Here is a 17,838-nt window from a genome sequence, read left to right as displayed (position 1 = left end):
TCTATACTTGTTCAAATTTCACGCCTATACTTCATAATAGTTAAACAAATAAACGATACACTTGCTCACCATCATACTCCTGTCCTAATGATTGGAAACCATATCGTTCATATAATTTCTTTGCAGAGAGATTATCTTTATGTACGGTTAATCTTATTTCTTTACACGATTTAAAAGTATTTTTTATTATATCAATACTTTCTTGTAATGCTGCTTTTCCATAACCATTACCTTGCTGCGATTGATCAATAATAAATCCGTTAATCCAATACATATCCGATGTCTCTATTACAACAGCATGCATAACAAAACCAACCATAAGCTCACCATCGTATATAGCAAATGGTATGTACTCTACATTGTCACCATCTGGTTTTATATATACTTTAGCAAGTGAAACTGCTACAGCGGGGACAAATTTTCTTTGATCTTCTTTAACTTGTAACTTTAATGCATCTTCCCAATTGTCTCTCGTAACAACCTTTAACTGGACATTCAATATTGTAAGCTCCCTTATCTAGAGGATGTATTTTTATATTCAACGCATTGAAATAATTCCCTTTTTCGAAAGCAACTTATAACATAATTTTTATAAAATCTTGAATGAATTTTTCTGCATCTATTTCTAAAGCTATACGGGCTCCTTCAGATTTAGAGTTAGGGCGAAAATCAGCAAATGTTTGTCCTTTCGTATCTCCGTATGTATCTACATTCACTGTACGATGCACAAATTCAAAAAAACTTGGATTTACTAATCCACTTATTGCAACCACATCATGTAGCAAAGGTCCTTCGATAGATGGATTAAGCTTTTGGTATGCGGATAGATAGTAATCATACATGGGTTTCATTATCATATGAAATGGATTCTTTGTATTAGCTTGAATATAGTTAAATACATTTGGTGTTAACACAGCTTTGTTTGTTACATTTAAAGGGAATATTAATAAATTCTTTGCTTGATGGAAAACAATTTTACTTGCTATCGGATCTCCATACACGTTTGCCTCCGCTAATGGTGTTACATTTCCTACTTCTAAAAAGACGCCACCCATGAAATAGATTCCTTTTACATTTAGCATTAAGTCACTCCATAAATTAAAAGCAATTGCTAACGAGGTAGATCTTCCTACATCGACAATCGTTAAATCTTTTCCGTACTTTACAAGAATCGCAGCGATACTACCAAAATTGTATATTGGAATAGATAATACGCTTTCTGGAACATGGATGGGCCCTAATCCTTCTGCCCCGTGAATTTCAGGGTAGTACGTAGTAATTTCTTCTGTAAGTGGTTTTGTTGCACCACTAATGACAGGAATGTCTTGTCTATTTGCTAACTGTAAAATATACGCTGCATTATGTGCAGCATGTATATGCTCAACATTTCCGTATCCAGTTACAATACCTACAATTTCAATTTCGGGATGCAGTAAACCATACATAATGGCAAATGAGTCATCAATACCTGGGTCTCCGAAAAATAATACTTTTTCCAAGAAATACTCTCCCCTCATAAAAACATAGAGTCATCAATAACTATGTATATGAAAAAAGCAGGTATATCTATGCGAATTTTAGAATGGATAATGTTTTACAAAACATTAAAAAGGAACTAGCGTATGCTAATTCCTTTCTTAAGTAACCATTCTCAAATTTAATTAATTATCGTTTCCTTCATAAATTGCATCATTTATTTGATTTTGTATTTTTTTATCATCAGGTACAGGTTTCCACCAATTTCCTGTAATAAATAACATAGTTAATAAATTATAACTATCACTAAAATAGCTTTCTCTCTTATTCCTCATCCAATCCCAACCGCTATTTACCCACTTTTGATTATTGCTACTCGTTATACTTGCAGCAATAAACGGTGAAACAAATACAGCAGTTGGATAACTACCAATATTGGATCCGTTTAATTGATAACCATCCACAATTTTTGAAGGATTTCCATTCGTTTTATTTTGAATCCATGAAGAGACTTTATCAGAAATGACTTTACTTCTTTTCTCGCCGTACATCGCATAGTCCATTACAATTCTCAATGGTACCCGACTTGCATTGTAATAATATGCATTTGTGTATTCTGACTCATCTAAGAAATCTTTAGGTGCGGGTTGTGGTGGGTTTTTTACAACAAAATCTGAAATAAGCCCTGTATTTGGAGAGTACTTATTACTAAATTGCGTATAAACATCGTACAAATTATTAATAACAGTAAGCCAAGTTTTATCACCTGTAAATTCATAAAAAGCTCTAAGATGTGACATCATCCAATCAGATGGTCTCGTATCAAGTGAACTTTTAGAATCCCAATCTCCTAAATTTAGTCGGTTATTATTTGTAACATTACTAGCTTTAATACCTTTTGTAATCATGTCTTGTGCTTCTTTCAAATAATTAACTGTTCCATTAGATCCCCACTGCTTATGAGCAAGAAGAAGAGAATACGCAATATCTAAATCCCCATCAGTAGCAGAATCAAAATGACCTTGTGCTTTTTTACTATCTGCGACAACCCATCCCATTAAATTAGGATTTTGAGAGCTTTTAAAAGTTCTTGCTGTTTTAAATAAACCGTCATAGATTTTTTGAGCATTCGAATCATAACCAGCCATTAATACTGTAATTATCATCCCATACCCTTGACCTTCTGAAGTTCCAAGTGGCTTAAACCCATCCGCATCACCTGTAATCTCTCCTTTTACGTAATAACCACCAGGTAAAGAAGATAAATCATTTTTCAAATATTTCTTTTTCCAATTATCGTAGTAACTTCTTACAGAAGCATTTAAACTTTCCTGTGTAACATGATTCGGTTTTATAACACCTGCATAATTAACTTGCTGGGGAAATGGTTTCATTTCCTTTGCAGCAGCTACTTGTTGATTAACTACAGGAATAGAATTTTGTATTGAATTGTCCGTTACACTTGCTGCGAAACTAGAATTAAAAACTAGCTAGTCCGATTCCTACAATAGAAATACATGTGAAAATTTTTCTTTTTCCATTCATTATGTTGTCAGCTCCTTTTAAAATGCTTACTACATAAAATGTAACATACAATATTTAACTGAAATACAAAATATTATATTTATCAACATAAGAAAGAAACTATATAAAAAAGTATCATAAAATCATTATTGAATTACATTATACGGATTGATTATTTGCTAAATTCCTATGTTTTTCTTTTCTTAATATTGGTATATGAGCAATCACAATTCCAAGTATAGTAATTCCTCCGCCAATTATCGAAACTAAAGTTGGCACTTCTCCTAACCATATCCAAGCAATGAAACACGCAGTTATTGGTGTTAAATATAGAGAACTTGTTGCTTCAGAAGCACCAGCACGAGATATAATATAGGCCAATGCTATATACGGGAGTACTGTTGGAAAGACACCTAAATATATAACGCTCAAGTTAACTTCAAGAGGAGCTGCTAGTATTTTTTGATAAACTCCGGGTAAGAAAATAAGCATGCATACAGTACTAGATAAAATTGTATATATGGTAAATGGCAAGAAGCCGTACTTTTTTAAGTAAGAAGTTTGGAAAACGAAAAATAGACTTTCTGAAACGGCTGCTACTAATATAAATAATCCTCCACTATTCAATTGAATAGCATCTCCTTGACTGAATGATATGAAAGAAATTCCTATAAAACTAATTACACCACCGATCCAACCATTTAATTTCATTTTTTCATTCAAAAAAACAGATGCAAAAATAGCCGTTACTATAGGTGTGACTGAAACAATTAAACTTGCAGATCCAGCATTGACTGTTTTTTCGCCATAGTTTAATGCAATATGATAAAAAGTAAATCCTAAAGCACCAAATATAAAAATTGCTGGGATATCCTTTAAATCCGGTAGCCGTAACTTGTAAATAAAAGAAAACAACAGAAGTATAAATGAAGCAAGTAATAAACGTAGTAAAGTAAGATGCTCAGGTGTATACGATTCGAGCCCCATACGAATTGCCGGAAAAGCGGTTCCCCATATTAGAATCGTAAAAGCGTGAGCACATATGATGCGTAAATCCCATTTTTTATTATGCATGTTATCTCTCCCTCCCTAATAAACCAACCACTTTCAAATTACCAATTATTTCTTTTCATCATATTTAATAGTTGATACAATGTCTTCAACCAGTTATTTATCGTAAAAACCAACCACTTGGCATTTTTAAAGTGAACGAGGGAGTTTTTTTATGACAACGAATAAAAAACTGCCCAAATATCGGCAGATAGTAGACTATATGAAAGAAAAAATTGAAAATGGAGAATGGCCTATTGGAAGTAAGATTCCTAGTCAACGGCAGCTAGCCAAATTATTTCATGTAAATCGAAGTACTGTAATAACTGCGCTAGATGAACTTATGGCAGATGGATTGATTCAAGGGAAAATTGGAGCAGGAACAATTGTAACGAATAATACATGGTCATTATTAGCGACGAATCCCCCGCCTGATTGGAGTGAGTATGTAAAGGCTGGTATTCATAAACCAAGCAAATTAATGGTACGAGAAATCAATGAAGCAGAAGCAAATAAAAAACTTATCCATCTTAGTAAAGGTGAACTTGCGCCTCAACTTTTCCCACTAGAAACTATGCAGTCCATTATGAAAAACGTATGTGAGGATTTAGAGTATTTTGGATACGAAGAACAAAAAGGTTTTTTACCGTTACGTGAAGCAATAAGTAACTACGTAAAATCATTTGGAATACATACATCAGCCAGTTCTATATTAATCGTCTCTGGTGCATTACAAGCACTCCAATTAATATCAATTGGTCTATTGCATAGAGAATCAACCGTTTTACTTGAACAGCCTTCTTATTTATATTCACTTCATGTATTTCAATCAGCAAATATAAATCTATCTGGTATATCCATGGATCATCACGGGATTTTACCTAACGAATTATTAAAACGCATTAAATACAGTCAAAAGAAAAATATTTTATATTCTATCCCTTGTTTTCAAAATCCAACAGGGATATTACTGTCTCAAGAACGAAGAAAAGAAATATTAAAAATATGTGAAAAGGAACAGTTACCTATTATTGAAGATGATATTTACCGCGAGTTATGGATTGATAAACAACCTCCAGCTCCTTTAAAGTCGATAGATAAACATGGACATGTATTATATGTTGGTAATCTCTCTAAAACACTTACTCCTGGACTTAGAATTGGATGGATTATTGGACCAGAACCTGTAATTGATAGATTGTCAGATATAAAAATGCAAACAGACTATGGATCGAGTTCGTTATCCCAGAGAGTTGCTGCTGAATGGATAAATAAAGGTTTTTATGAAGAGCATGTTGCAAACGTAAGAATTCAATTAAAAGAACGAAGACAAATCATGATACAAGCTTTAAATCAGTATTGCGCAGATATTGCCACTTGGGATATTCCTAACGGCGGATTCTTTATATGGCTAAAGCTTGTACCTAGCATTCCGATGAAGAAATTATTTTCAGAGGCACTTTCAAAAGGAATTCTTTTAAACCCAGGACGTATTTATGAAGAAGAATCAGATCGACACATTCGATTATCATATGGATATGCTTCTCCAGAACAAATCACTACTGGGGTTAAATTGTTGAGTGAATTAATCCGTAAGTTAATGACATAACAAAAACTCCTCATTTTTTATAGAGGAGTTTTTGTGTATCGCATTTACCACAATCTCATTTCCTGCCCTAACAAAATAAGTTCGTCATAAGGATCTCCGTCCATATTTAATACTTGAGCAAAAGCAGGTTCTGTTTTTAAACCGTTCTCTTTTAAGCGAAGAATTTCTTCCCTTATATGGGGGTGCTGCATTAATAACATGTGCTCTACGATCATATGTCTATATGCATTTTGGTTACGTACTGGCTTAGGCTGAGCAAATAATTCAAATTCAAAACCTTCAAATTCAAATTTTACTTTTATCGTTTCGGTATTTTTAATTTTTTTCTTTTTTATATTGAATCCTTCATAAGAGCCATATAAAGATCTCATTTCCTGTTCAAAAACATTAAAGTTATGTACTTCCATTACTATATCTAAGTCAGATTGAAGAGTATCAATTCTAATAGGAATTGTCCCGCAAAGAACCGGACTATACAAAGCTAAATCCTCCATAATGTTTAGTTTATTCAAAACATCATATACTTTTTGTTGCTTCTCATTCCCAGATTGTAAATATGTAATAGATGTAAACATGGTAGTCTCTCCTTCATTTCACGTAATACGTGACTCACAAAATTCAAGAAAAATTTGTCCGTTTAAATTTGTTCTAGAAATACCTTTAATTCAATATATTAAGGCGAATAAACAATATGTTTCAACTTTTCTCCTATACTGCAATACTATAAAAATAAAAAAGGAGGAATTATTATGAGCATTTTCAACGTTCTTTTAACCATCCACATATTATTTGGAACAATATGCTTAATCACCGGTATTGTAGCAATGATTGCTCAAAAAAAGAAAGGAAAACATACGGAATGGGGCGAAATATATCATGCATCCTATGTTGTGATCACCCTTACTGCAATTATATTATCCATTATTAACTGGGATAAAATCGCATATTTATTTTATGTAGCAATTTTATCTTATGCATTTGCGATTTATGGCTACCTGGCACGAAAAAAACGTTGGAAAAATTGGCTCCATCATCATATTAGAGGTATGTTAGGTTCTTATATAGGTGCGGTAACCGCACTTTTAGTAAACGTCGGTATTCATATCCCCTTAATTAATTTACTGCCACCTATATGGTTTTGGTTTTTGCCTACATTAATCGGTATTCCTCTCGTAGCCAGTGTATCAAAAAAATATAAAAAGCGTAGTTAAAATTCATTACAATTTGGTTACTTTCTGATGATTATTACGAAAAATCATACTCAATGTAATATTTTATTAATAAATTCAAAATCGAATTGCTTTAAGTTAGTCACTTAGAGCTAAATAAAAAGAATCCAATAAAAATATTGGATTCTTTTTCGGATTTCATTTCAATATCGGCTCTATGTATTCAATGATGTTACCATTTGGATCACGAACTATCTTTGTATTCTTATGGGTACTTGTTTTATTGGTTCAGTGATAATTACACCATTATAGTTTAAGATTGTAATAACGAATGTAAACGATCCGGATAATTCGTAAACATCCCGTCAACGCCCCATAAAAGTAACTTTTTCATATCTTTTTCATTATCTACAGTAAATGGATGAACTTCTAATCCGTGTTTCTTTATTCTCTTTACATAAGCTGAATCAATATATTTATAGTTCATCCCAAGACCGATGCAGTATGTTTTATACTTTTTTATCTCTAATTCAGTTAATTGAACTGCCTTTTTGTAAGGTAGTAATTGTACTAGAGGTATATTAACATCTAAACTATGAATTTTTTGCAGACTTTCTTCACTAAATGATTGAATAATAACGTTATCACTTATTTCGTAGTGCTTTATAATTTCTAATAGCTTTTCTTCCATACCGGGATATTCATCTGGCGATTTTGTTTCAATGTAATAATTAGCATTATGCCCGAACGTTTCAATAATTTCTTCTAGTGTTGGAACGTTAACATCTTCAAATTCTTTCTTTGCTAAATTTGGATGCTTTTCATTGAAAAAAGAACCTGCATTTAGTTGCTTTATTTCTTCTAATGTATGTTCCTTAACTAGCCCCGTACCATTTGTAGTGCGATTTACTGTTTCATCATGCATAGCTACTAAATGTCCGTCTTTTGTCATTTGAAGATCAATTTCTATATAATCTCCTTTTAATTGTTGTCCTAATGTATAAGCTGGTAATGTATGTTCTGGCGCATACGCAGAAGCGCCTCTATGTGCAATGTTTTTTATATGATTGGATTGATTAATAGCTTTCGTGTACTTAAGTTCATTTACTTTATGAAAAACGAAAGTACCTATTACGATAAAAGTGCAAATGATTGTAACGATATATATCTTTTTCATAATGATGTATTAACTCCTACATGAAAGTAGTTTAATTTGGATGATTTATTCAATTAAATGTCGATTTTCATAAACAGACATTTTTCCAACAGATTGGAAACCAGCCTTTTTATAAATATTAATCCCATCAGGTGAAGCCTGTAATACGCATTGAGCAACTTTCAATTCTTTTGCTTCTTGCAGTAAGTAATTAAACATAGTCGAGCCAAATCCTTTTCCTCTCATTTCTTCTTTAGTTGCTATATCATAAATACCAATACTTTCTTTTGTACATACGAGTGAACCAACCGATACAACTTCACCTTTATAAAGTCCTATGTACAATTTCATATTTTCACTATTCCATAAGTCGAAAGAAGCAGTTTGATAGTAGAATGCTTGTACATGTCTACCTTCCTCTGATGTACCAAATAGATTAGCTAATGTTTCCCCAAACTTTTTGATTTGTCCTGCCGAAGATGCTATTTGTATCGTAAAACCTACTGGCATGTTTATTGTTGGATGAATTGTTTTTAAGTCTGCTACCATCGCGATATTTTGTTCTGCTTCTTTTAAGCCAAGTTTTATTAATTCGCTTTTTATAGTCTGCTCATGCCTATCATTCCAAAACCAAACACTCATTGGAAGTTTCTTTTGATTATAGTTGTTTACCACTTTATATAGTTTCTCAATGCCTTCCGTTAAATCATTGTTTAGTAAAGTAATGATATTAAACGTATCTGCAGGTAAACCACAGTCGATAGCAATATAGTCCTTCGTTTCTTTTACATGCATTCCATGTAACTCCCGCGCAATATATGACGTTTTATATGTAAAATTATCTATTAATAACTGTTTATAACTCATTCATTTTGCTCCTTTCATAAAAATTCGTATTCGATTCCTTCAATATTAAATATAACATATAAGAAATGTACCTATTTCTATAAAAATAGCTCTATACATCACTCTTTTTGCCCTAATAGAATTAAAAACGATATAACGTTGTCGGAATGAAAAAAGTGGTATATAATAAATATTAACATTACTAGTAATTATTTTAGGTATTCCTAGAATAAAGGAGCGATACATATGAAAATTACTATTTATTTCGGAAGTCATGAAGATCAAGATGTTCGTACTATGGACTGTCATTTAGATGTAGAAGATACAGAAGAGATTGTTTCTGTATCATAATATAAATTGTATGGACGAATCCTCTTCCCTACAGCGTTTAAGACACCTTTTACAGGTGTCTTTTTTGTTGTTTTTTCGTCAAAAACCCTTTACTTTAGAGCGTTTTAATAGTAAAATATAAATATACGAACAAACGTTCTTTTTTATTTTAATTGTACATGAAGGGATGATTTTTACAATGGCTCAAGCAAAGCGCAGAGGAAGAAAAAAGCAAACACCTATCATTTCAAATACAGGCTTTATCGGCTCTGTCTTTATTGATACATTGGAGTTACAAAAGAAATCCTATTATTTCGCTCGTAAAAAACTTCAAATTGTTCATCACGTACTTGATGGCCTTTCTGGAGCAACAAGTTCTCTATTTAAAGAACATAACATTTCAGCATATATGTCATGTGTGTATTTACATAAACAAAAGAAAATCGGCTTTGTTCTTTCAACGAAACCATTTGAACAAAGTGACGGTGTTGCTTACTTTATAAATTATTTAATCGAAAAGAATTTTTACGGTAACGAAGAAGTAGAATATCAAGAAGTATTTAATACAGGTTTTATCGGTGTAGTATTCGCTGATTTATGTAGCATAGATCGCTTTAATTTCGAGTTTGAAATGGGTATGTTAACGAAATTAATGAAAGATATGATTATTCCGGTTAAAGAACTCTTTTTACGCCACAATGTACCGGCCTACATCTCCACTTCTCATTTAGAGGAACAAAATAAATTAGGTTTCGTTCTATCTGTAAAACCATATGATGAACGTGCAGAAGCAGATTTATATTTTGAGGCGTATTTAAAAGAACGCGGTTTATTTATCGGTGATGAAGAAGATGATATCGATAAGATTGTTATTAGAAAAACAGCTGAAATACGATAGAAAAGCGCAGGATCCACATCCTGCGCTTTTTATAATTTATGAAACTGATTTACCAAATAAACGGTATTAGTTTTTTTGTTTTCCGTTTATACAATGTAAATTGTTCTCTGTACTTGTTTTGTAAGTAATCATCAGATTTTGGAATATAATTAAAAACAAATACTAAAAATAGGCCTAGCGGGATAAATAAACTATACATATTACTAGAGATTAACGCTAAGCCTAACACCCAAACACAATCCCCGAGGTAATTAATATGAATCGCATATTTAAATAACCCCCCTGTGTACAGCTTACCTTGATTTATAGGGTCGTCTTTAAAAGGTTTTCTAAGTAATTCCGAAACTGTGTTTAACATACTTCCTCCTAAAAACAATATCCAGCCTATTATAAGTAATGTTAAGTTTGGATCCTGATTACTAGTAATCATTAAGATTGGAAAACCTAAATAATATATTCCAAAAGCAATACTGTTCATAATGGCTTCTTGCCATGCAATACCTCTAGGCAACCATATAAACATCATAGCTGTTAATCGTAAAGCGGTAATAATTAAAGCGATAAAAAGCCCTATTGAAATACCTGGTTTGAAATAAATAATGAAAAGTAAATAATATGCAATGAATAAGTATATAATCTCAGCAACTACAATTAAAATCTTTTCTTTTATCGTCGGCCGGTTTATACCATACATTGTTATACGCCCCTTCCTTTACTCATTTTATAGGGAAATATACTTCTATGAGATTATTCTCCTCTGATGTGCTATAAGGATTCGTTTTATAAACTTCAAACGGAGCGCCATTCAGTTTATAGTTATTTTCTTTAACCCAAACATGTAGCTTTGTATGAATAGAAGGCAATTCATTGTAAGATCCATTAAGCATAGCCATTGCGCAAAGGCCGGGATGAAACACTTTTGTTTTATTTGTGGCCTCGGCAAGAGGAATCGCAATTTCTACATCATAATTTTCAGGTGTATATTCCGAACTATGGAATATAGCAAGTGGTTTTGCAATAGGCGATAAATTTTCAAATAAAATTTTACTAAACAACCCATTAAAGTGTGTTAGGAAATCCGCGATATTTATTCGTTTTCGCTGAGATACTATATGATAGGTTAAGTGATTTACAAGATTAATCTCAATATGATTTAAGTAATCCATGATACTTTCCTCTTCATCTAATTGTTGAATATCAAACTTTAATTTTTTTAATAAAGAAGAATAAAATGTAATCTGTTGTGTTAGTATTTCTTGTTTGGCTTTCATTTTAGAATTAAGCAACTCAGTATTCTCCCAATTTGCTAAAATATCCTTAATTTCTTCCAGCGAAAATAAATAAGTTTTCAAGCGTGTAATCAATAAAGCTTTTTCTAATTGGGAAATATTATAGTAGCGATAGCCATTCTTAGCATCTATGAAATCAGGTTTTAAAAGCTCAATTTCATCATAGTAGCGCAGCGTCTTCATTGTAAGATGCGATATTTTTGAGAACTCCCCAATTGAAAGCATACCACTCACCTCCTCTTATTAATTATTTTAAATATACTGCTTCCTGTAAGTGGAAGGTCAATCCATAAAGCTAAATTTTCTTATTATATTTGGCCCCCTAAAGCGAATATGTAATCTCTTCAACATTGTCCATAGGAAATCAGTCCATTTTTTCATTTTATAGTATTTGCTTTTCTTAGCTTGCAAGATGTAGCAGTATCTATTCTATAAATAATCTAAGAATCTACTAAGCACTATAATCTTTCGAATGGACTTCTAATATGAAACGATTTGATGAAACTTTAATTACTATTAAATATAAGATTCCACCTACAATTGGAATGATGCAAGCTGGGATATAATTTAATAATAGACCTGATATTGCGAGTGCTATTGGTTGCATCATTTTCCCTAAGCTTAATCCAATACTAAGCACTCTTCCCCTATATTCATCAGGAATCTCTTTTTGCATAAAATAAATTAAAGGAATATCAATCAGCGCTATAATAAGCCCTAAAAAGATCATAACAACACAATACGTAATAACGAATACAAAATCATTCACTTCAATACTTTTGAATAACACTGGAATCCCTGAAAGAATCATAATAACTGACAACATAGTACTTAGCTTTTTCAAAAGATAGGAGTAAGAAAAACAATCAGTTATCTTTTTTACTACAATTGCACCAAGTATCATCCCTACCGGAAAAGTCCCTTGAATGATACCAAATTGCTTAGAACTTAGATTGAGTACTGTGTTAATAATGTATGGCAATGGAACCGTTACAGCAAATCCTAAGAAGAAATTAAACGAAATTAAAATATGAAACGTATTCTTTAAGCTTTCCTTTTCAAGTAAGTAAGAAAACCCCTCTTTTATATCTTTAATAAAATTAACTCCTCTTTTTGAAATTTCCTCATTTATATTGTATTCGAACAGTTTAAATTGAATAAATAGTAATGCTACCCCTGAAAGAATAAATGAAATACCGTTTATAATTATAAAAGTTTTAATATCAAATACTGAAAAAACGATACCACCTAACATGGGGCCAAGAATTAGAGATACAGAATCGATAATTTTACTTAAAGAATTAATACTCATAAGCCTCTCTTTAGAGACGATATTTGGTTTTGCGGCTTCTAATCCAATTCCAAAAAAGGTTGTAAATACCGTTATAAGAAATGTTGTAGTATAAATAATGAATAAGTTTAATCCATAATAGTTGCTTAATATATAAACAGTTATTAATAAGCATCCACTTAGTAAATCCATACAAACAACCAGTTTCTTTTTATCAACCTTATCAGCAATGACACCGGCAAATGGATTCATAACAATCATTGGAATCGTTCCTAATATGAGCGTAATCGCGAAATTCAACGCAGACCCAGTTATTTGTAAAACATATAATCCTAATGCGAAACTATACATAGAGCTACCGAATATTGATACTGTTTTTGCAATTGAATATAAACAAATATTTCTTAGTTCTTGGTTTCTTTTTTTATTTTCTATATGTAATCGTAAACTTTCCATCACTTTTCCCCCTGCCTAATTTTGTGTTACGTACATTGTAAGTTCTTGGGTCAACCCAATAGCAATATGTACTATTTGAAAAGTTTTAAGGGAAAATAAATAAAAGATGGGGTTAACCCCATCTTTTTCCGAAAAATGAATATGTATAAATTTCTTCTCCTTGAACAAAGAAATCCTCGTACTTTCCTCCTCGTTTCAAATAAATTGAAGTACTTTCATCAATGGATTGAAACTGTAGATTTTGGATTTCTTTCGTTACTTTTGAAAGTGTAAAATTTGCTCGAAAGTTATTTGTAATTTGGCTATTTGAGCTGAAATTTTTAAATAAAATAAATAAACTTAATAAATAACAATCCGTTTTAAAAAGCGGATTTAATTCTTGAAGTAAAAAATTCTCATGCTCAAAACTATAATTGCTCGTACCAGAATGATCAATTACAATATCAACTGATTGATTCTGAATAGGGATATTCAAAAAATCAGCACAGATAAAGAGAATGTTTCTTTTCGGATTTCTTCTCGCTAATACATCTTTTAAAAATAAAAGTTTATTTAAATCTCGATCCACTGCAATATATAGGCAATCTTCGGGTAGTTCTTCATAAATGTTTCTCAAAAAGAACCCAAGTCCCGATCCTATATCCATTATTAATTTATTATTTAAATTTAAATGTATTAGTTTTTTTTTCGCCCATTGTCCTTCTCTATGCATATTTTCCAAATACGCATTATCAGTTTCATGAATATAATCCGAAATAGTATCTTCAAGTGACGTTCGCTCATTTGCTTTAAATGATTTACCCGCAGTTATAATTCCCGAAGTAATAATATATTCTTCACCGCAATTACAAATTAGCTTCCCTTCAGTAATTTGATTGTTAGTAATAATTCCATCTTGAAGTATTAGTTTTTTGCTACACTTAGAACATGTAAGTAACTGAAGTACGCTTAAATCTATCCCTATAATTGAATTTGAAGTTTCATTTGTTAATAATAAATCTTGTAACACTTCCTTTAATTTATCACGTCTCTTCTCCAAAAGCTCTATTTCCTGTTCCATCTTGTCATATTTCAATTTAAATAAAGATTGGTAAAAAGTATCATTTTCGTAATTCATAGATTTCGCTAAATTTTTATAAAAAAATAGTTCTTTAATTTCATTCAAGCTAAATCCTAGATCTTTGTAATGTAATATAAGTTCTAAATCTGTTTGACAATACTCATCAAAAAAATAATGCCCTCCCTTTCTTTCAGGAATAAGGAGGCCGAGATCCATATAATGTCTAATTGTATCAATACTTATGTTATTTACTTCTCCAAACTTACCAATTTTCATAATATCCCTACCATTTGTATATATTTTTATATAGATTTCTATTTTTATCTTAAAAAATCCTTTTATCTCTCTATACAACAGAATTTAAGGCATGTATAGGATATTTCAATGCCACATATTTTATAAGTGTATAATCTTTTATTTAATAAAATATACATGTAAACGGATATTATCACCTCTCCTCTATTTAACCAGTGGAGCAGGACTACTGTTCTGATGACGCTTTTATTTCTATTTCTGTATGTGATGAATTACACCAACTTGCTTGAGAAAGTTAAAGAGTCTCATTTCCAAATACCTTACGAGTTATTGCTAAAAATGTGGGTTCTGTAGAACGAATCGGTAGAAACCAAGCAGGAATTTTAATTGATTTATATGTTTGGGTGAGTTAAAAAATTGCTAACAACTCTTTTAAATGCATGGAATATACAGGGATTTATAACTTAATATAGAACATAAAACAGGAGAAGTTCATCTTGTAAATAAGGGGACTTACTTATGGAATTAGAATCAAATGTTAAAGCAATCGTTTTATTAGAAAAGTTAATTGGCACTGGTAACAACAGTAAGGGGGTGGATTAGAAAATGAGAATTGCAATAGTCTGTTTTGATAACTTTACTGATATAGATGTTTTTCTACCATGGGATTTATTAAATCGTGTTCGTTTAGTTGGCGGTATTTCTGATTGGAATGTTCAACTATTAGGAACGAAAAAAACACATATATCCATGTCTGGCTTACGTATTCCCATGACGGGATGTATATCTGATATTCCGTCTGCTAACGCTGTAATATTTGCAAGTGGTAAGGGAGTCCAAGATTTATATAAAAATCAAGAGTATCTTAATAGCATTCATGTAGATCCTCAAAGACAATTAATAGGATCTATGTGTTCTGGTTCATTACTACTAGGAGCTAAAAAGTTGTTAACTGGTAAAAAAGCAACTACATATCCATCCGTTGTAGAACAGCTTAAAGAATTTGATGTAGACGTTATTGAACAAAGTTTCGTAAACGAAGGAAATATTTCGACTGCTGCGGGTTGTTTTGCTGCTCAAGATCTCTCAGCTTGGATTATAAGAACCCTAATTAATGAAGCAATGGTTGATACTGTGCTAGAAACTGTCCAGCCAGTAGGTAAAGGTTTATATTTTTAATTTTAAATCAAGTCGAGGGATTGATTGCTCCTCAAAACGATAAAATGAGCTTTTTGCTTGATGGCGACGTGATATGCCTCCAATTTCAATTTAATTACATAAAAAACCCGCGAATCATTCACGGGTTTTCCTCTTAATAACTAATTGCTATTGTACCTTCACCTGCATGAACCGCAAATGAAATTGGTAATGGATATAATTTGAAATCCATTTCAGGGAATGCTTGTCTAATATCTGAAATCCATTCTTCAGCTCCATCTTTATCGTTAGCATGGAACATATGAAGTACTTTTGGTAATTCTTTTTCAAGCTCATTTTTAATGTATTCTCGACATTTTTGGATTTTGCGAACTTTCTTTTCAAGTAAAAGCTCTCCAGCTTTTACTTCTAATATTAAGTTGACACTTAATAAACTTCCAAGTAAAAATTGAACTCCTTTTACACGCCCACTTGCATATAGACCTTTTAAACTTTTTGGGAATACATAATAAGGTCTTCTTTTTTCATCTACTAATGTTTTGTGTATATCTTGTAAAGTCATACCATCATTGTATAACGATTTCGCTTTTCTAATTAGTTCATCCATTGGATAACTTGTTGTTTCACTATCCAATACCGTTAATGGGAAACCTGCCATTTCTGCAGCTAACTTCATGTTTTGATAAGTTCCACTTACTTTTCCGCTAATAGCAACTGCAAATCCCTCTTCATATTCTTCTTTGCATTTCGAAAATAACTCTACCATTTCCCCTATGTTAGGCTGTGATGTAGTGACAGTTTTACCTTCGTTCAACGCATTATAGACGCGCTCACGCACACCTTCTTCACAATCTTTGTACGACACACCATCAATAATAACTTCAATCGGGATAACAAAGTTATCTCCTTCTGTTGTAAAACTCGCAGTTGTACTATCAGTAATCCAAGCAACACGCTTCATGTTGTTCCTCCCTTAATTCAATTCCTCTTTTCTGACTTTTCTATATATTTATGTTACGAAAAGAGAATATCCCTGTAATAGTAACAGGACTTTATAGTTTTGGCTATAGTAGATAGATAATAAATGTGACTATTTCTTGTCTTTTTCACAAATTAAAAAGAAAATCAAGGAATTTGCTCGATTTTCTTTTATCATACAATTATTTAAAAGTTTCATTATCTAAAATTACAACATAATCATTCGTCAATCGCCCGGCTTCTTTCGTATAACTAACAAGTCTTTGTATGTTATCACAGCTAAGTTTTGCTCCCCATACGAGTAATGGTACACCGATAAAGTCGATGTGGAACCTTCTAGAAAACAGTCCACCAAAAGTCATAGGTAAAGGGACTGTTGGTGATGTATTAGAAAAAATAATCTTTTCATTACTGTGATAATGTTTTTGCAAAATCTCTCCTAAATGCTTCATCGCAGGTACAACGACTTTGGATGCCCCACATCCAATTGTGTATACAGGATTCTCATATTCATCTTGACCATGGAAAATAATCTTTCCCATATCCTCTGTTTTCAATTTATTAAAGTAATCTACATTTAATATTTCTTCTTTCGTTAACTTACGATCCGTTGGCAATTTATTTAAATGATAAGCTGCAGCGAGCGAAGTTGAATGTGTTCCGCCGAAATCTGTGTAAATGAATATCATATTATCATCCCTTGTTGTAAAAGTTCAATGTTATTTAGTATTACCGTTCACTGTATTGATAAACAAGGGATGTATATTTTATCCTTTTTGAGTTAATTCATTATATTTTTTCCAAATGTAATAACGTCTACTAATCACGGTACCTAATGTGATACATAAAAAGGCATTCGTTACAAACATTAATGTCTGGTGCGTACTACCTGAAAACATACTTTGCTTAATTACGATTTTCGCAACTAAAACAACAAGAAGAATCAATGTACTTAACCAGTTTCCTCTTCGTAATACATGACCTGTTTCACTATCTAATCGAAATTCCAGAGCTTTTCCCCGTATAATTCCAAGACATAAGCCGATTCCAAGCATTATAACTAACAATAGTCCTTGCAGCAAAGTTATTTGCCCCATATGAATAAGGGACTGACCTGTTACAAAACACAATAAAGCTGGAACAAGCCAAATGCGATTTACTTTTACTTTTCGTTCTTTACTTTGCATTAAAACAATAATAAGAATAACAAGTACAATGTCCATTTAAAGTCCTCCTATATAGTTGTTTACCTTTAAAAATTATATTTGCTTCTTTTCATTTCATAATTGAAAT

Annotated in this window: 17 protein-coding genes and 1 pseudogene; 4 read left to right on the top strand and 14 right to left on the bottom strand. The window is 31.8% G+C overall.

Annotation, left to right across the window (positions count from 1 at the left end; genetic code table 11):
• Positions 1 to 40: 40 nt before the first annotated feature.
• From KZZ19_RS12950 to KZZ19_RS12935, 4 genes and pseudogenes are all read right to left on the bottom strand, one after another.
• Positions 41 to 499: a GNAT family N-acetyltransferase gene (locus KZZ19_RS12950; protein WP_016081395.1), complete on the bottom strand. Its 459-nt coding sequence runs from the start codon at positions 497 to 499 to the stop codon at positions 41 to 43.
• 76 nt (positions 500 to 575) lie between these two features.
• Positions 576 to 1,499 (bottom strand): nucleoside hydrolase, encoded by a 924-nt coding sequence (locus KZZ19_RS12945; RefSeq protein ID WP_016081396.1) that lies wholly within the window; start codon positions 1,497 to 1,499, stop codon positions 576 to 578.
• A 162-nt stretch (positions 1,500 to 1,661) separates the two neighbouring features.
• Positions 1,662 to 3,021 (bottom strand): annotated as a pseudogene (locus KZZ19_RS12940) (glycosyl hydrolase family 8).
• A 138-nt stretch (positions 3,022 to 3,159) separates the two neighbouring features.
• Entirely contained in the window at positions 3,160 to 4,074 is a 915-nt protein-coding gene (locus KZZ19_RS12935; RefSeq protein WP_237980437.1) for a DMT family transporter, read from the bottom strand.
• Between the two features lie 151 nt (positions 4,075 to 4,225).
• On the opposite strand from KZZ19_RS12935, the gene KZZ19_RS12930 reads away from it, so the two are divergent.
• Positions 4,226 to 5,659, top strand: coding sequence for a PLP-dependent aminotransferase family protein (locus KZZ19_RS12930; RefSeq protein ID WP_237980439.1), 1,434 nt, complete (start codon positions 4,226 to 4,228; stop codon positions 5,657 to 5,659).
• A gap of 44 nt (positions 5,660 to 5,703) precedes the next feature.
• On the opposite strand, the gene KZZ19_RS12925 is transcribed toward KZZ19_RS12930, so the two are convergent.
• Complete coding sequence (locus KZZ19_RS12925) at positions 5,704 to 6,234, bottom strand: DUF4269 domain-containing protein (RefSeq protein ID WP_088096521.1); 531 nt, start codon at positions 6,232 to 6,234, stop codon at positions 5,704 to 5,706.
• Positions 6,235 to 6,408: 174 nt separating this feature from the next.
• Between KZZ19_RS12925 and KZZ19_RS12920 the strand changes: the two genes are divergently transcribed.
• Positions 6,409 to 6,870: a DUF2306 domain-containing protein gene (locus tag KZZ19_RS12920; protein ID WP_088096520.1), complete on the top strand. Its 462-nt coding sequence runs from the start codon at positions 6,409 to 6,411 to the stop codon at positions 6,868 to 6,870.
• A gap of 271 nt (positions 6,871 to 7,141) precedes the next feature.
• Here the strand turns inward: KZZ19_RS12920 and KZZ19_RS12915 are convergent, their stop codons facing one another.
• Both KZZ19_RS12915 and KZZ19_RS12910 read right to left on the bottom strand, forming a co-directional pair.
• Positions 7,142 to 8,005, bottom strand: coding sequence for a glycerophosphodiester phosphodiesterase (locus tag KZZ19_RS12915; protein ID WP_088096519.1), 864 nt, complete (start codon positions 8,003 to 8,005; stop codon positions 7,142 to 7,144).
• 45 nt (positions 8,006 to 8,050) lie between these two features.
• Positions 8,051 to 8,851: a GNAT family N-acetyltransferase gene (locus KZZ19_RS12910; protein ID WP_237980441.1), complete on the bottom strand. Its 801-nt coding sequence runs from the start codon at positions 8,849 to 8,851 to the stop codon at positions 8,051 to 8,053.
• Between the two features lie 508 nt (positions 8,852 to 9,359).
• Between KZZ19_RS12910 and KZZ19_RS12905 the strand changes: the two genes are divergently transcribed.
• The gene (locus tag KZZ19_RS12905) at positions 9,360 to 10,058 is read left to right on the top strand and encodes a hypothetical protein (protein WP_237980443.1); all 699 of its coding nucleotides are present in this window, start codon (positions 9,360 to 9,362) and stop codon (positions 10,056 to 10,058) included.
• 49 nt (positions 10,059 to 10,107) lie between these two features.
• Here KZZ19_RS12905 and KZZ19_RS12900 read toward each other — a convergent pair whose 3' ends face one another.
• The 4 genes from KZZ19_RS12900 to KZZ19_RS12885 form a co-directional block, all read right to left on the bottom strand.
• Positions 10,108 to 10,752 (bottom strand): DUF1295 domain-containing protein, encoded by a 645-nt coding sequence (locus KZZ19_RS12900; protein WP_098342114.1) that lies wholly within the window; start codon positions 10,750 to 10,752, stop codon positions 10,108 to 10,110.
• A 22-nt stretch (positions 10,753 to 10,774) separates the two neighbouring features.
• A complete protein-coding gene (locus KZZ19_RS12895; RefSeq protein WP_237980445.1) occupies positions 10,775 to 11,572 on the bottom strand; it encodes a MerR family transcriptional regulator in 798 nt (265 codons plus the stop codon).
• Between the two features lie 226 nt (positions 11,573 to 11,798).
• Positions 11,799 to 13,094, bottom strand: a complete 1,296-nt coding sequence (locus tag KZZ19_RS12890) for an MFS transporter (RefSeq protein ID WP_237980447.1) — start codon at positions 13,092 to 13,094, stop codon at positions 11,799 to 11,801.
• Positions 13,095 to 13,206: 112 nt separating this feature from the next.
• Positions 13,207 to 14,430, bottom strand: coding sequence for a MerR family transcriptional regulator (locus KZZ19_RS12885; protein ID WP_237980448.1), 1,224 nt, complete (start codon positions 14,428 to 14,430; stop codon positions 13,207 to 13,209).
• A 585-nt stretch (positions 14,431 to 15,015) separates the two neighbouring features.
• Here KZZ19_RS12885 and KZZ19_RS12880 point away from each other — a divergent pair.
• Complete coding sequence (locus KZZ19_RS12880) at positions 15,016 to 15,588, top strand: DJ-1/PfpI family protein (protein WP_088096513.1); 573 nt, start codon at positions 15,016 to 15,018, stop codon at positions 15,586 to 15,588.
• 133 nt (positions 15,589 to 15,721) lie between these two features.
• On the opposite strand, the gene KZZ19_RS12875 is transcribed toward KZZ19_RS12880, so the two are convergent.
• From KZZ19_RS12875 to KZZ19_RS12865, 3 genes are all read right to left on the bottom strand, one after another.
• Positions 15,722 to 16,528, bottom strand: coding sequence for a DegV family protein (locus tag KZZ19_RS12875; protein WP_088096512.1), 807 nt, complete (start codon positions 16,526 to 16,528; stop codon positions 15,722 to 15,724).
• 199 nt (positions 16,529 to 16,727) lie between these two features.
• The gene (locus tag KZZ19_RS12870; RefSeq protein WP_088096511.1) at positions 16,728 to 17,234 is read right to left on the bottom strand and encodes a DUF3189 family protein; all 507 of its coding nucleotides are present in this window, start codon (positions 17,232 to 17,234) and stop codon (positions 16,728 to 16,730) included.
• A 78-nt stretch (positions 17,235 to 17,312) separates the two neighbouring features.
• Positions 17,313 to 17,768: a DUF1453 family protein gene (locus tag KZZ19_RS12865; RefSeq protein ID WP_088096510.1), complete on the bottom strand. Its 456-nt coding sequence runs from the start codon at positions 17,766 to 17,768 to the stop codon at positions 17,313 to 17,315.
• Positions 17,769 to 17,838: the final 70 nt, after the last annotated feature.

The organism is Bacillus thuringiensis (assembly GCF_022095615.2).
In the GTDB taxonomy this organism is placed as follows: Bacteria; Bacillota; Bacilli; order Bacillales; family Bacillaceae_G; genus Bacillus_A; species Bacillus_A cereus_AG.
This window is presented reverse-complemented; position numbering and strand designations above follow the sequence as displayed.